This is a genomic window from Streptomyces sp. NPDC005784 (genome assembly GCF_042871525.1).
In the GTDB taxonomy this organism is placed as follows: domain Bacteria; phylum Actinomycetota; class Actinomycetes; order Streptomycetales; family Streptomycetaceae; genus Streptomyces.
In genome coordinates, this window is the sequence record NZ_JBIAIQ010000017.1 from 155772 (window position 1) to 171162 (window position 15391).

10 protein-coding genes and 1 tRNA gene are annotated in these 15391 nt (G+C 72.0%); 2 read left to right on the forward strand and 9 right to left on the reverse strand.

Features of this window, described 5'->3' with window-relative positions; translation table 11 throughout:
• Positions 1-384: 384 nt before the first annotated feature.
• From ACFYR3_RS25735 to ACFYR3_RS25745, 3 genes are all read right to left on the reverse strand, one after another.
• Positions 385-1026 (reverse strand): IclR family transcriptional regulator, encoded by a 642-nt coding sequence (locus ACFYR3_RS25735; protein WP_261708962.1) that lies wholly within the window; start codon positions 1024-1026, stop codon positions 385-387.
• A 597-nt stretch (positions 1027-1623) separates the two neighbouring features.
• Complete coding sequence (locus ACFYR3_RS25740; RefSeq protein ID WP_355848812.1) at positions 1624-3426, reverse strand: DEAD/DEAH box helicase; 1803 nt, start codon at positions 3424-3426, stop codon at positions 1624-1626.
• A gap of 225 nt (positions 3427-3651) precedes the next feature.
• Positions 3652-5088: an MFS transporter gene (locus tag ACFYR3_RS25745; RefSeq protein WP_389284809.1), complete on the reverse strand. Its 1437-nt coding sequence runs from the start codon at positions 5086-5088 to the stop codon at positions 3652-3654.
• 227 nt (positions 5089-5315) lie between these two features.
• Between ACFYR3_RS25745 and ACFYR3_RS25750 the strand changes: the two genes are divergently transcribed.
• Positions 5316-5387: transfer RNA gene (locus tag ACFYR3_RS25750), tRNA-Cys, on the forward strand.
• A 205-nt stretch (positions 5388-5592) separates the two neighbouring features.
• A complete protein-coding gene (locus ACFYR3_RS25755; RefSeq protein WP_389284810.1) occupies positions 5593-6240 on the forward strand; it encodes a DUF6082 family protein in 648 nt (215 codons plus the stop codon).
• 41 nt (positions 6241-6281) lie between these two features.
• Here the strand turns inward: ACFYR3_RS25755 and ACFYR3_RS25760 are convergent, their stop codons facing one another.
• The 6 genes from ACFYR3_RS25760 to ACFYR3_RS25785 all read right to left on the reverse strand — a co-directional run bounded on the left by ACFYR3_RS25760 (position 6282) and on the right by ACFYR3_RS25785 (position 14436).
• Positions 6282-7448, reverse strand: coding sequence for an SUKH-4 family immunity protein (locus ACFYR3_RS25760; RefSeq protein ID WP_389284811.1), 1167 nt, complete (start codon positions 7446-7448; stop codon positions 6282-6284).
• Between the two features lie 182 nt (positions 7449-7630).
• Positions 7631-7837, reverse strand: coding sequence for a hypothetical protein (locus tag ACFYR3_RS25765; protein WP_355848801.1), 207 nt, complete (start codon positions 7835-7837; stop codon positions 7631-7633).
• Positions 7834-10140 carry a molybdopterin cofactor-binding domain-containing protein gene (locus tag ACFYR3_RS25770; RefSeq protein ID WP_355848799.1) on the reverse strand — a complete coding sequence of 769 codons (2307 nt, stop codon included), beginning with the start codon at positions 10138-10140 and terminating at the stop codon, positions 7834-7836. The genes ACFYR3_RS25765 and ACFYR3_RS25770 overlap by 4 nt, the downstream gene beginning before the upstream one ends.
• Positions 10137-11606, reverse strand: a complete 1470-nt coding sequence (locus ACFYR3_RS25775; protein WP_389284812.1) for a 2Fe-2S iron-sulfur cluster-binding protein — start codon at positions 11604-11606, stop codon at positions 10137-10139. The genes ACFYR3_RS25770 and ACFYR3_RS25775 overlap by 4 nt, the downstream gene beginning before the upstream one ends.
• Complete coding sequence (locus ACFYR3_RS25780; RefSeq protein ID WP_355848793.1) at positions 11603-12496, reverse strand: FAD binding domain-containing protein; 894 nt, start codon at positions 12494-12496, stop codon at positions 11603-11605. The genes ACFYR3_RS25775 and ACFYR3_RS25780 overlap by 4 nt, the downstream gene beginning before the upstream one ends.
• Before the next feature lie 281 nt (positions 12497-12777).
• Entirely contained in the window at positions 12778-14436 is a 1659-nt protein-coding gene (locus tag ACFYR3_RS25785) for a beta-N-acetylhexosaminidase (RefSeq protein ID WP_355848790.1), read from the reverse strand.
• Positions 14437-15391 lie beyond the last annotated feature (955 nt).

Sequence of the window (15391 nt, forward strand, 5' to 3'; positions counted from 1 at the left end):
GGAGAGAGAGCGGAGAGGTACGGGCCGAGGACCGGAGGCCGTAGGCCCCAGCACGACGCAGGGCCTCCGCGCCCCGGGACCGGAGGCGTACGCACCGAGGACCGAAGGCACGGGGACCGAAGGCCGGACGCGTACGGACCGAGAACCGAAGGCCGGAGGCCGAAGGCACGCGAGACCGGACGCACCGTGGCCCGGAGACCGGAGGCCCCAGCACGACGCAGGGCCTCCGCGCCCCGGGACCGGAGGCGTACGCACCGAGGACCGAAGGCACGGGGACCGAAGGCCGGACGCGTACGGACCGAGAACCGGAGACACCGGGACCGAAGGCCGGACGCGTACGGACCGAGAACCGGAGACACGGGCGGTCGGCGACCGAACGGCGGGTCAGCGCAAGGCGTCTGCGACCTCTCGGGCCGCGTCGACCACGCGCGGCCCGACCCGCTCCGGTACGGCGTCCGCCAGCATGACCACACCCACGCTGCCCTCGACCCCCGTCACCCCGATCAGCGGGGCCGCGGCCCCGCTGGCGCCCGCCTCCAACTCCCCGTGGGTGAGCGTGTATCCGGGCTCCCCCACCGGCGCCTGCCGGGCAGCGAGGATCGCGCGGCCCGCGGCCCCCCGGTCCAGGGCGTGCCGGAAGCCGGCGCGGTAGGCGACGTGGTAGTCCGTCCACGTCGGCTCGACGACGGCGACGGCGAGGGCCTCCGTCCCGTCGACCAGCGTCAGGTGAGCCGTCGCCCCTATGTCCTCGGCCAGCGCTCGCAGTGCGGGCAGCGCGGCCTCCCGTACCAGCGGATGCACCTGGCGGCCGAGGCGCAGCACGCCGAGCCCGACCCGGGCACGGCCGCCCAGATCACGGCGTACGAGCGCGTGCTGCTCCAGCGTGGCGAGCAACCGGTACACCACGGTCCGGTTGACGCCCAGTTTGTTCGAGAGCTCGGTGACGGTCAGCCCGTGATCCGTGTCGGCGAGCAACTTGAGGACACGCAGTCCCCGGTCGAGCGTCTGAGAGGTCTCCGCGGTCACGACGCCCACTCCTTAGTGGTGAGGTCGACGGCCCCGTCACGTCGGATGCGGCACCGAGTCCCGTCGGCGACGCGCTTCAGAGGCCGCCGGTCGGCTGGCGGCCCGGGCTCTTCCCGGGCGCAGTCGCTTCACGGCTGCGCTCCGCGGCGGCGCTGCCACGGGGCGTGTGCGTAGCGGGACAGTAGCGAGCCGGTCCGCTCAGCGGAAGTCTCCGTCCAGAATCCGGGCATCTGCTGGTACGAACTGATTCCGTTTGTCCCAGAACGCGGGGCGCGCGCCACTCGGCGTACACCGCCCGTGTACGCAGCGCACATACTGCGGCGCGCGCCTCCCGGAACAGAACACGCCCCCCTGGTAGGGATTCGGCACCCCGTGCCACGGGTTCCGGTTACCACCGGTTCCGGAGGTAACCGGTTCCCCATGTCACCCCGCCCGATGGACGCCTGTGCCTGCGCGCCGGTTCCCGAAATCACCGGGTTCCTGAAACCACCGCATCCGGATGTCCCTGCCTCCGGAGATCACCGCGTCCGCAAGTCACTGCGTCCGGACATCACCGCGTTCGGACATCACCCCTCCGCAAGCCACTCCGTGCGGACGTCACCGCATCCGGGTGGCCCACTCCTGGACCTTGGCGATCCGCTGCCGGAGCTGGCCGGCCGTCGCCTCCGCGCTCGGCGGGCCGCCGCAGACGCGGCGCAGCTCGGTGTGGATCACGCCGTGCGGCTTGCCGCTCTGGTGGACGTACGCGCCGACCATGGTGTTGAGCTGCTTGCGCAGTTCCAGCATCTCCTTGTGGGAGACCACGGGGCGGCGCTCGGCGGGAAGTTCGAGGAGATCCGCCTCCTCGTCCGGCTTCCTGCGGCTGTGCGCGATCTGCCGGGCCTGCCGCTTCTGGAGGAGCAGCTGGACCTGATCGGGTTCGAGAAGCCCGGGGATGCCTAGGTAGTCCTGCTCCTCCGCGCTTCCCGGGTGGGCCTGCATGCCGAACTCGGCGCCGTCGTACAGGACCCGGTCGAAGACGGCCTCGGACTCCAGCGCCTCGAAGGAGAACTGCTCCTGCTCGCCGGTGTCCTCGTCCTGCTCCTTGTTCGCCTCCTCCATCTCCTGCTCGGATTCGGCGTACGGGTCCTCCTCGCCCTCCTTCTTGGGCTTGTCGAGGGCGTGGTCGCGCTCGACCTCCATCTCATTGGCGAAGGTGAGGAGGTCGGGGACGGTCGGCAGGAACACGGAGGCGGTCTCGCCACGCCTGCGGGACCGTACGAAACGGCCGACGGCCTGGGCGAAGAAGAGGGGGGTCGAGATGGTGGTGGCGTACACGCCGACGGCCAGGCGCGGCACGTCGACGCCTTCGGACACCATGCGGACGGCGACCATCCACCGGTCCTCGCTCGCGGCGAAGTCGTCGATGCGCTTCGAGGCGCCGGTGTCGTCGGACAGCACGAGGGTCGCCTTGGTGCCGGTGATCTCGCGGATCAGCTTGGCGTAGGCGCGGGCCGAGTCCTGGTCGGAGGCGATGACGAGCGCCCCGGCGTCCGGGATGCCCTTGCGCACCTCGGTGAGCCGCTGGTCGGCGGCGCGCAGCACGCTCGGCATCCACTCGCCGCGCGGGTCTAGCGCGGTGCGCCAGGCCTGGCTGATGGCGTCCTTGGTCATCGGCTCGCCGAGCCGGGCGGCGATCTCGTCGCCCGCCTTGGTGCGCCAGCGCATGTTGCCGCTGTAGGAGAGGAAGATGACCGGCCGCACGACGTGGTCGGCCAGCGCGTTCCCGTAGCCGTACGTGTAGTCGGCGGAGGACCGCCGGATGCCGTCCCTCCCCTCCTCGTACGTGACGAAGGGGATGGGGTTGGTGTCGGACCGGAAGGGCGTACCCGTGAGCGTGAGCCGGCGGGTGGCGGGCTCGAACGCCTCCAGACAGGCCTCGCCCCACGACTTGCTGTCACCGGCGTGGTGGATCTCGTCGAGGATGACCAGGGTCTTGCGCTGCTCGGAGCGGTTGCGGTGCAGCATCGGGCGCACACCGACACCGGCGTACGTCACGGCGACGCCGTGGTACTCCTTGCTGAGGGGCCCGGCGCTGTACTCGGGATCGAGCTTGATCCCTATCCGCGCGGCCGCCTCGGCCCACTGCTTCTTCAGGTGCTCGGTCGGCGCGACGACGGTCACCTGCTGCACGACATGGTGGTGCAGCAGCCAGGACGCGAGAGTCAGCGCGAACGTCGTCTTGCCGGCGCCGGGGGTGGCTACGGCGAGGAAGTCGCGCGGCTGCTCCTGGAGGTACCTCTCCATCGCCCCCTGCTGCCAGGCGCGCAGCTTGTTGGCGGTGCCCCAGGGGGCGCGGCCGGGGAAGGCGGGCGAGAGGTGATGCGTGTGCGTGGAGGCGCTGGCGGCGGTGGTAGTCACGGTCTCCGGTCTGGGTGTCGATTGGGAGCGTCCGGGTCCGCGCGCGGCGCGTCAGATGTGGCGTGACGGGAGGCGTGCGGGCGGCTCGGCTACGTATGACAACCGGGCCACCCTACCGGCGCCCGACTCACGACGACGTGCGGACAAGGCCGGGGCAGGGCTGGATGGGACTGAGGTCACATCGCCTCGTGCAACACCCTCAGCCGCGATGCGATGAGCGCCACATCACCGTTCCCGGAGCCGGGTCGTCACCCAGGCCCCCACCAGCGCCACCCCCGCCATCGGCAGGAACACCACGGCGAAGGCGGCCGGGTGGGAGCTTTGGGCGGCGGACGTCGTGGCGGCGGCCGTGTGGGCCACCGCGCCGCCGCCCAGGGCCGCGAAGGCGGCTCCGCCGACGGCGAGCAGCAGCACGTTGGACAGGGCGTCGGAGATCTGCAGGGCGGCCGAGTTGGTTCCGGCCTCCTCGGGGGCCGAGAGGTGGAGCAGCAGCACGCTGGTCGAGGCGATCACCAGGCCCATCCCGAAGCAGCCGAACGCCCAGGCGACGGCGACGGTCCACACCGGCACGGCGGGGATCAGCACGCTCGGCGCGGCGGCGACGGCCGCCGCGACCAGCAGCATGCCGAGGAACATCAGGCGTTCCCGGTACGGCTCCACACGCGGCCGCGCCTGCACCCAGGACCCCAGCGCCCAGGTGCCGCCGCCGGCCGCGAGCGAGAGCCCGGCGAGCGTCGGCGACAGCCCCCGCTGGGTGACCAGCATCAGCGGCACGAAGGACTCGGCGGCGACGAAGGCACCGGCGGAGACCCCGCGCAGCAGCACCACGGACGGCAGCCCTCGCGCCGCCCGCCAGGTGCCGTGGGGCAGCAGCCCGCGCACCGCCGGGACGACCAGCGCGGCACCGGCCGCGGCGGGTACGAGGGAGAGCGGGCGCAGATCCTGGGCGGCGTACTGGAGCAGCCCCGCGCCCAGCGCGATCGCGAACGCCAGCCGGATGCGCCGCCGGTCCAGCGGCGCGCGGTCGCCGGCCCCCGCGTGTCCCGACGCCCGCCGCCGTATCTGCGGCAGCGCGAGCGCGAGGGGAACGCCGACCAGCGCCGGAATCCCGAGGAACACCCAGCGCCAGCCGAGGTGCTCGGTGACCGCGCCCGCGGCGAGGGGGCCCACCACGGACGGCACCACCCAGGCCGCCGCGAACGCCGCCATGATCGAGGGCCGCAGCCGCTCCGGATAGGCCCGCCCGACGACGACGTACAGCGCGACGATGACGAGCCCGCCACCGAACCCCTGGACGGCCCGACCGAGGATGAACATCCACATGCCGTCGGCCGTCCCGGACAGCAGCAGCCCCGCGGCGAACGCGCCGATGCCCGAGGCCAGTGAGACCAGCGGCCCGTCGCGGTCGGACCACTGCCCGGCGAGCACCATGCCGAGCAGGCTCGTCGTGAAGTACCCGGAGAACGCGAACGCGTACAGGGCGACGCCGCCGAGCTCGCGCGCGGCGACGGGCATCGCCGTCCCCACGGCCGTCGCCTCGAACGCGATCACCAGCACCACGGACACGATGCCGATGCTGAGCGCCCGGTACGGCCGGCTCAGCACGCCACCCTCCGCCTCGGACGGAACCGTGGTCACATCGCGCGCTTCCACTACTGTCATGCCCGTCAGCGTAAGGTGCGCACCCCGCCGTGACTCCTGTCCGAAGACGGTGATCAACCGGTCCTTCGGTCCTAGGACCACTCCCCCGAGCCTGCCGCCCCACGGTTCGTGAACGGCGTATGGCAGTCGCGTTGCGGCGCCCCCGGAACCCTTGAGCCCGCTCCCGCACCCCGCCTACGGTCGACCCATCAGGTTCGGAACGAGTGAGCCGTGCCGCACCTGAGTTCGGCCGTGTGCCCGAGTGGTTCAGGGACTCGCCTGCAAAGCGAGTTACGCGGGTTCAATTCCCGCCACGGCCTCTGGCTGTCCGACCAGGCAAAACGAAAGGGCGGCACTCCTCCGGGAGTGCCGCCCTCTGGTCGTCCGTCTCAGTTCCCGTCCAAGTGAGGCCCTGAGCGCACCGAGCCCGGCAGGGCCACACCTCCGACCCCGCCCCATCGCACACTTGTCGGTCCAAGGGGTATGCACTGATCGGCCAGACACACAGAAGCCGAGGGGGAGCTCGTGACCCAGTCACTCGCGGGGCGCCGCAGGATCTTTGGCTGGACCGCAGCAGGTCTAGCAGCCGCCGCCGCAGTTACCGCCGCGCCGTTACTCATCCAAGCTGCAGCGCCTGGAAAGACAAACTGGCAGGAACTCAGCGACATCAGCCAGACCTATGGCACGCCTCTGTCCATAATTGCTCTCTTGGGCGTAGCAGTGGGACTGGCCCATCAGTCCCGGCAGACAGCCATCGTCTACGAGGAGGCGCAGCGCGTCTCGCACCGAGAGCTCGTCATCATGGCCATCAATGACCCTGAGCTCATAGTGTGTGGCGACCCGTTCACCATCGAAGTGACAGCCGTAGAGGCAAAACAGATCGCCTATGTGAACCTGTTCGTCCACAACTGGTCGGCGGACTACCGCCTGAAGCGGTTTAACGACGCCGCATTGCGCATGCGCTTGCAGGCACACTTTCGAGGCGAGATGGCCCGGAAGCACTGGGAAAACGGCGGAGCCGACTGGCGGCAGTTCGCAGAGGCACTCGGCGAGGCCAGGATGCTTCGGTTCGTCTCCCTGGTGGACGCGACGTACGCGGAAGCCGTCTCAATGGGGCCGCCGCGCCTGGCGAACGCCTTTTTCACCCCCGCTGGACAGCCACATCGTCAGTAGGTCCGCACTGCTGCCCCACCGCCGACGCGCCGGCCAGGGCGCTATGCGTACAGCATGCCGCCCGCTTGGTCCTCGAATATCTCCGGCCAGTGGCGGCGGCCGTCGTCGCCCGGGAGGGTCGGGGTCGGGTCGCAGGCGGCGGGGTCGACCGTGGCGAGGGTCTGGGTCAGGGTGGCGGCGAGCTGTTCGTAGGAGTCGCTGAGGCCGTGGGCCGCGTCGACGGTCTTCTCGCGGTGGAGGAGCCAGAGGGTGAACGCCAGCGTGGAGATGTCCGCGTTGAGCGGGCGCAGGGTGAGGTCCGGCTCGCTCCAGGCGAGCACCGCGCCCGTGGTGCCGTCCACGACGAGGCTCGTGTCCTCCAGGAGGTAACCGAGGCGTATCAGGCGGTCGGCGGAGGCCGGGAGCAGTCCGGCGGAGAACTCGTCGGGGCGCTCGTCCGCGTAGTACTCGGTGAGGGCCGGCAGCGGCACCTCCGTGTCCAGCTGGAAGAGGAAGCCGTCCTCGGGCAGGCCGGACTCCCGCAGGAAGCGGCGGGTCGGCTCGTGCGTCAGCGCGGGCGGGAAGTCGACGTCCTCGAAACGCATGATCTCGCCCGCGCCGAACTCCTCGTCCAGCAGCCGCTTCGGCAGGGCGAGGACGAGCCCTTCACCGGGTTCGGCGATCCGGGCGAGCGGGCGGATCAGCGAGGCCATCCGCCAGTACGGCGGTACGTCCTCGCCCGCGGCGTCCTCGAACACGGTGCTCAGCCGGTCCGACACTTCCGCGACCGCCTTCGGGCCGAACGGGCCCGGCCCGCCCCGGGACATGGTCAGTTCCTCGGTGGCCGCCGCGAAGCGCAGCAGTGCCTCCAGGGAGGGCGCCAGGGGCGAGAGGTCCAGCCGGGCGGGGTTCCGCTGGACGTAGGTCGAGGAGACCTCGCCCGTCGTCCCGTCCAGCACGATCGACTCCAGGTCCCGGTCCAGGCTGCGCAGCGCCCCGATGACGAGCTGGTCGCGCAGCTCCTCGGCGAGCTTGTCGGCGTCGCCCGCCAGGTCGGCGACGGTCCGCAGGCCGTGCTCCCGCAGCGCGCCGAATCCGAGCAGTGTGCCGTCGCACGGCAGTCCGGGGCCGGTGAGCCGGTCCCGGGTGCCCGCGTGTGTGACATACGGATACAGCTCGTCGTCGGTCAGTGTGATCGCGCCGCCGACATCGGTGTCCGTCGTACTCATGGCTCCCCCGCACATGTGAACGCATCGTGCTTCCCCCGCAGGGAACGGCCGGTCGTCCCACGGCAGTTCCCCACTGAGCCAGAACCATACGCCGCCCCACTGACAACGCCAGAAACACGCGGGAACGGGCCCGCCACGGAACGGAGACGGTGTGACGGGAGCGCGTGGTGACGCGGCGCGCGTCAGGTGAAGTAGACGCCGCCCAGGACGACGACCACGGCCGCCAGGACGAACAGCAGCACCCAGATCAGCAGCTTCCCCACACTGGGCGGGGGTTCGTAGCGCGGCTGTCCGGCCTCGGCGCCGGGGACCGACGGGTCGGCGCCGTGCACCGACGGTTCGCTGCCGTTCGGCGAGGGTTCGCCGGTCGTCGGCTCCTGCGCGCTCACGAGGCCGTCACCACCGCCGCCTGCGGGCGGATCGGCAGACGGTTGACCGGCCGGCCGGTGGCCGCCCGCACGGCGGATGCGATGGCCGCGGGCGAGGTCACGACCGGCACCGCGCTGACGGCCTTGGCGCCGAAGGGGGCGACGACGTCGCGCTCCTCGACCAGCTTGACGATGCGGATGTCGGGCGCGTCCAGGGCGGTCGGCAGGGCGTAGCCGGTGAGGTCGGGGTGCCGGACCAGACCGCGGGCCGTCCGGAGGTTCTCGGTCAGCGCGGCGCCGACGCCCTGGGTGACGCCCGCCTCGATGCGGGCCGTCAGCTGTGCCGGGTTGAGGATCCGGCCGACGTCCTGGGCGAGCGCCAGCTCCACGACCCGTACGGAGCCCAGTTCGATGTCGACGTCCACCACCGCGCGGATGGCGCAGAAGGCGAGGCCCACGAAGGCGTCTCCCTGGCCGGCCTCGTCCAGCGGTTCGGTCGGGTGCGGGCGGCACTGCGCGGTCGCCCACAGCTCCTTGCCGTCCATCGCCTCGGTGACCGTGGTCGACAGCACACCGTCGTACGACGTGATCTTGCCGTCGGTGATCTGGAGCAGTTCGGTGGACATGCCGAACTTGTGCGCCAGCGGCTGCAGCAGTTGCGTACGGACCATCTTGGCCGCGCGCTCCACCGCTCCGCCGGACACCCAGGTGTGCCGGCCGCGGCAGCTCGGGCCCGCCGGGGGCTGGTCGGTGTCGACCGGGGCCACGTGCACCTCGTCGATACCGAGCGTCTCCTGGACGATCTGCCGGGCGAGCGTGGTGAAGCCCTGGCCGGTCTCCACGGCCGCGCAGAGCACCGTGGCGACGCCGTCGTGGACCTTGACGGTGGCCGTCGAGACCTCGTCGGCGCCCTCGGCGCCGAGCATGTGCACCATGCCGAGCGCGTAGCCGACACCGCGGCGCACGGCACCGGGTTCGCCCGCGCCCTCGGGGCCGCCGGGCAGCAGCCACTCGTCCTCGGGCGTGTCCTTGGGGAGGGCCGGCAGCGGGTAGTCGCGTACGGCCTGGAGCAGCTCGGCGACGGGCGCCGGGCAGGTCACCGTCTGGCCGGTCGGCAGGACGTCTCCGGTGGCCATGGCGTTGCGCAGACGCAGCTCCGCGGGGTCCGCCCCGAGTTTCTTGGCCAGCTTGTCCATCTGGGCCTCGTAGGCGGCGCAGACCTGGAGGGCGCCCTCACCGCGCACATGCCCCGAAGGCGGGTTGTTGGTACGCACGGCCCAGCCCTCGATGAAGGCGTTCGGGACGACGTACGGGCCGCAGGCGAAGGAGACGGCGGCGGCCAGGGACTCGCCGGAGGTGTCGGCGTAGGCGCCCGCGTCGAGCAGGATCTGTGCCTCGACCTTGACCAGCATGCCGTCGGCGTCGGCGTGGTGCCGGTAGCGCAGCAGGGTGGGGTGCCGGTGGGCGTGGCCGAGGAAGGACTCCTCGCGCGTGGCGGTGAGCTTCACCGGGCAGCCGGTCTTCAGGGCCAGCAGGCCGAGCGCGAGCTGGAAACCCTGGTCCTCGCGGTCCGCGGACGCTCCGGGGACACCGGTGACGACGACCTTCACGCGCGCGGGTTCGAGGCCGTAACAGGCGGCGGCGGCGTCGCGGTCGGAGTGCGGGTCGGTGGAGGCGATGTAGAGCTCGACGCCGCCGTCGGGGCGGGGCACGGCGAGTCCGGCCTCGGCGCCGATGGGGGCGGGGTCCTGGCGGCCGATGCGGTACAGGCCCTCGACGACGATCTCGCCGACCGCGTCCGGGTCGCCGTGGCGCAGCGGGATGTGGCGGATCAGGTTGCCGTCGGGGTGCAGGGGTTCGGCCTCGAAGGCCTGCTCCGGGTCGGTGACCGGTTCGAGCACCTCGTACTCGACGATGACGGCGGCGGCCGCCATCCGCGCGGTGTCCGGGTGGTCGGCGGCGACGGCCGCGATGGGCTCCCCGTGGTGGCGTACGACCTCGGAGGCGAACACCGGGCGGTCGGCTCTGCCGCGGCCGTGCATCGGGGTGCCGGGCACGTCCTCGTGGGTGATGACGGCGCGTACGCCGGGCATCTCGCGCGCGTGGCTGGTGTCGATGGACAGGATGCGCGCGTGCGGGTGGGGCGAGCGGAGCACGGCGGCCCACAGCAGGCCCTCGGCCCAGAGGTCGGCGGCGTAGGGGAACGTGCCTTCGGTCTTGGCGCGGTCCTCGGCGGCGGGCAGCGAGACGCCGAGTCCGTGCGGCAGGGGCTCGGGGCCCGTCTCGTGCGCCGCCGGTGTCGCGGTCGCGGCTTGGTTGGTCACGCCTGGCCTCCGTCATGGCCGTACGGCTGTTCGTGCTGTGCCCGGGAACCGTAGGCGGCGTTGTCCTCGTACGCGGACGGGTGGACTCCGCCGGCACCGGGGCCGGCCTGGTGCGGGATGCGGGCCTCGTCCGCCTCGGAGACGGCTTCGGCCGCGGCGGCGGAGTGTGCCTCGCGTTCGGCGACGACCTCGCGCACCGCGTCCAGGACGCCGCGGTAGCCGGAGCAGCGGCACAGGTTGCCGCACAGGGCCTGGCGGGTCTCCAGCTCGCTGGGCGCGGGGTTGCCCTCCAGCAGATCGTGCAGGGTCATCGCCATGCCGGGGACGCAGAAACCGCACTGCACGGCGCCGCACTTGGCGAGTGCCCGCTGGACGTCGGAGGGCTGTCCGTCGGCGGCCAGGCCCTCGACCGTGCGCACCTCGCTGCCGGCGGCGGTGACGCCGGGTACCAGGCAGGACGCCACGAGCCGGCCGTCCACCTGGACGTTGCAGGCGCCGCACTCGCCCTGCGAGCAGCCGTCCTTGGCGCCCGCGAGGCCGAGCCGCTCGCGCAGCACGTAGAGCAGCGACTCGCCGATCCAGGCGTCGGTGACCGGCCGGTCGGCGCCGTTGACGCGCAGGACGTAGGAGGCGAGGGGGTGTTCGTCGTGGGCGGCCGGGGCGAAGTGGTCCGCGTCCAGCGCTTCGTCGCCCGTCCCGCCGGCCTCGTGTGCCGGATCGAACGCGGACACCTCGCGTGTCCCCGCGGTCACCGGCTCGGGGTCGGCGACGGACTCAGGGGCCTCGTCGGCCGGCTGTATGGGCCGCTGGGCGGCCTGCGCGGGCGAATCGGCCTCCAGGTGCCCCGCGCGCTCCGCGGGGGCCTCAGCGGCCGTTTCGCGCGCGTCGGCGGTCCAGGGCTGTCCGATCTCGTCGGCCCAGGGTGCGGACGCGCCACCCGGGAGCGTGGCGGGCGGCGTGCCGCCCCACTGCTCGACGAGTGCCGATGTGGTGAACTCGCCCGATTCGTCCGGGAGGTCACCCACGGCCACCGGAATCGACCACTGCCCGGTCACGTCGTGCCCGGGACCTTGTCCTCGGCCCTGCCCGGCGGCGTCACGGGCCACGTCGTTGAATTCCCACTGTCCGGTGGACCCGGGGTGGTACGAGAACCGGTCGTCGTGGGCGCCGGGTCCCGGCTGCGCGGCGTTCGGATCCGGCCACGGGGCGTTGCCGCCCTGCCCGGCCCACCTTCCGCCGGCCGCCGGGTCCGCCGCCTCGGGCGGGGCGGGCGTCACGGCGATCTGCGGGGGAACATAGCCGTGTCCGGGCGCCGCGAGCGGCTCCCGGGCGGCGAGGAGGGCCTCGATGCCCCCTTCGGGGAGTTTGACGAAGGCGGTGGCGCCGTCGTCGTAGTCGCCCTGGGGCAGCGGATGCCAGCGGCTGCCGCTCCGCGGAGCGGCCTCTTCGTGCTGGTCGTCGGTCACGACAGTGCCCTCCCAAGTGCTCGTCGGGCCAGCGCGGCGACGGTGCGCCGCAGATGCAGTACGGCGGGCGGAAGCGGTGTCAGGGATCCGTCCTCGGCTGGGACGGGGTCGGGGATGCAGGCCGCGGCCACGTACTCGCCGAACGCGGCCAGCGCCTCCGGGACGATCGCGCGGTTGTTGTCCCAGTCGATCAGCTGGGCCACCCACGCCTCGGCATCCAGGGGCCGCAGCGGCATCGGCGCTATGGCGCCGACGGCGCAGCGCACGCCGCGCCGGGCCGGGTCGAGGACGACCGCCACGGAGGCGATGGCGCGCCCGGGTCCGGTGCGTCCGGTGGCCTTCAGGAACACCTGCGGGGCGTGCAGCAGCGGCACGCGGACGTAGCCGATGAGCTCTCCGCCGCGGAGCATGTCCACGCCGGCGAGCAGGTGCGACACGGGGATCTCGCGGCGGGCTCCGCCCGACCCCGCGATGATCAACGTGGCTTCCAGGGCGGCCAGTACGGGCAGCGCGTCCCCCGTGGGGGCGGCCGAGGCGATGTTGCCGCCGAGGGTGCCGGCGTTGCGGATCTGCGGCGGTCCGGCCGCCCGCGCGGCGGCGGCGAGTGCCGGGATGAGGGCGGCGAAGTCGGGGCGGCCCATACGGGCGTGCGTGAGGCCCGCGCCGAGCAGCGCGTGGCCGTCCTGGTACTGCCAGCCGCGGATCTCGCTGATCCGGCCGAGGCCGACGAGCGCGGCCGGTCTCAGCTGTCCGGAGTTGACCGCGGCCATCAGATCCGTGCCGCCCGCCACCGGAACGGCCGTGGGCATGGCGGACAGCGCCGCCACCGCCTCGTCCAGCGAGACGGGCAGCGTCACGGCCTGCGCCGTCTGCAGTGCGTGCGTGGTCAAACCGGTTGCCCCTTCCCGCTGCCCCACCTGGTCCCACCTGTGCTGCCGTACGGTACGTGCTGACAGGGCGGACGTGGCAACTCTGGCACATCTTCCCCGGCCCTCGACGCGGGGGTCCGCTAGGAGGCATTCGCCCCTCTCACCAGGGAGATGGCCGGTTTTCGCACAGCATCGCCGGTGGGCGCGAATTGTCACCCTTCGGTGACCCTTGGGGGCCTTTTTTCCTTGGGGGGCAACGGTGTCAGGGCGCTGGCCCCGTCGCCCACCGGTCGTGAGCCGTCTCACACGTTCGGGGGCGCCCCCTCGATCGGACGTCCGAGCACCCCGGGTCGCCGCTGCCACGGCCGCGGTCCTGTGGGCGGGCGGTAGCCGACTCCGAGGGCGTCGAGTCGCTCGTAGTGGGCTCCCATCCGCCGCTCGAAACCGGCGAAGTCCCGCTCCGCCGGGGCCGGCAGCCGGCTCCAGGCGACCTCGGCGAAGGCGGCGAGCCTCGGGAACGCCTGATAGTCCACGCGCGTGTGGTCCTCCATCACCTCGGTCCACACGTTGGCCTGCGTGCCCAGCACATGCCGTGCCTCCGCCTCGGTGAGCTGCGGCGGAACCGGCTCGAAGCGGTAGACGTCCTCCAGAGTGCGTACGTAGGCGATCGGCACCGGTTCGTCCTCGCCCGCGGCCTGCCGGTAGTCCAAGTACACGTGCTGCTCGGGGCACATGACGACGTCGTGGCCCGCGCGAGCGGCGGTGACGCCGCCCTGGTAGCCGCGCCACGACGACACCGCGGCGCCCGGCGCGAGGCCGCCCTCCAGGATCTCGTCCCAGCCGATCAGCCGACGCCCGCGCGCGGACAGCCAGTTGTCGAAGTGCCGGATGAACCATGACTGCAACTCGTCCTCGTCGGCGAGCCCGAGTTCCCTGATGCGGGCCTGGGCGGTGGCCGACCGCTTCCACTGGTCCTTGGCGCACTCGTCGCCCCCGATGTGGAAGAAGCCCGAGAACTCCGGGAAGCGCGCGGGGTCCGCCGGGAACAGGTCGAGGAGTTCCTCGAACACCCCCTCGTAGAAGCGCAGGGTGTTGTCAGTGGGGGCGAGTACGTTTTTGGAGACGCCCCAGTTGTCCCAGACCGTCAGGGAGGTCGTGTCGATGACGTCGGTGTTGCCCAGTTCCGGATACGCGGCGATGGCCGCCTGCGAGTGGCCGGGGATGTCGATTTCGGGGACGACGGCGATATGCCGCTCGGCCGCGTACGCGACGATCTCGCGGATGTCGTCCTGTGTGTAGAAGCCTCCGTGCGGCTTCTCCTCCCACAGCGGCGAGGCCCGGTGGCCGAATTTGGTGCGCGCCCGCCAGGAACCGATCTCCGTCAGCCTCGGATAGCGCTTGATCTGAACACGCCACCCTTGATCGTCGGTGAGATGGAAGTGGAAGACGTTGAGTTTGTGCGCGGCCAGCAGGTCGAGGTAGCGCAGGACGCCTTCCTTGGGCATGAAGTGACGGGAGACATCGAGCATCAGGCCGCGCCAGCGGAATCGGGGTGCGTCCTCGATGGTCCGGTGCTCGATTTCGTACGTCGTCCGCGGATGGATCGGGGCGCGGCGAAAAGCGTCGGGGCCGAGCAGTTGACGCAGCGTCTGCGCGCCCCAGAAGACCCCGGCCGCGTCGCCGCCGCGGATCTCGACGCCGTCGTCGCCGACGCGGAGCCGGTACGCCTCCGGTTCCAGGGTGTCGTCGAGAAGCAGGCGTACGGCGCCCGGAGCGTCCTGCGGCCCAGGTCGCAGCGGTAGTCCGAGTGCGGCGCCGAGCGTCGAGCGCAGCCAGCGCTCGGCGGAGTCCGTGCCGGGCACGGCCCACAAGGTGGTGTCCGCGTCCAGCGCGAACCGCCCCTGCGTGGCGCCTTCGACGACAAGGGGCGCCGGAATCAGGCCCGTATCCATCATGTCCATCCGTCCTTCAGTCCTTTACCGCCGCCGAGGCCGGAGACGAGTCGCTGCTGTACGCGTACGAAGAAGATCGGCACTTGAATGGTCATCACCGCGGAGGCCGCCGCCATACCGTCCGGTCGGGCTCGTCCGGCTCACGGAAGACGAGGGGGGCCGCCGGATGCGGGACCGCCGGATGCCTCTGAAGAGGAAGGACTCGGGGAAGAGGAAGCCGTTCCCGGCCGGCGCGAAGGAAAACGTCCCGACGGCCACGAACCCGGTGAGGACAAGCGGGAAATGCATCCGCAGGAGGAATCGCGTGCGGCTCGCTCCCGCGATGTACGCGGCCGCCTCCGACGCGTCCCGAACGGCCTTGGCGAACTCCGTGGCACCCGGATCGCGAAAAGGCGGCCAGAAGGTCGTGCGAGGCAGGCGCGGCGAGCCCGGCGCGTTCGGCGGGCCGAAGTCCCGCGGAAGGAAGAGCGGGAGCAAGTAGGGGGAGATCGCCGGCGCCTCGACGGGCATCGTCCGGGCCGCCGGGAACATGATCAGTGAGGTGATCGGGACGCGGAAGCGGAATCGTCTCACCGCTGTCACCGAAAGAAGCCCGACGAGTGCCGGGACGACCACCGCGGAGCCCGCCACGAGAAGACAGTTGAGGAAGTGTCGGCCGAATTCCTGCCGCCCCAAGAGGCGCCGGAAGGAATCCGGGGAGAGCGGAAGCGTGCGGCCCCGGAGCTCGCAGGACTCCGTCTCCCAGGCAGGTTCGAAGGCGCCGAGCACGATCCGGCAGAGAAGTGGTCGCCGTCCGGGCCGCGAGGGATCCGGGGGCAGCGGGCTTCATCGAGCGTCCTCCAGCGAGGGGTGCGTTGCAGCATGCGCAATGGCCGTTTCGTACGACACAACACCCCAGAGGCTATGGAGTGCGTGAGCCGCTCACAAGAGGTCTCAACCACCCCGTGACCACTTGACGCACTCC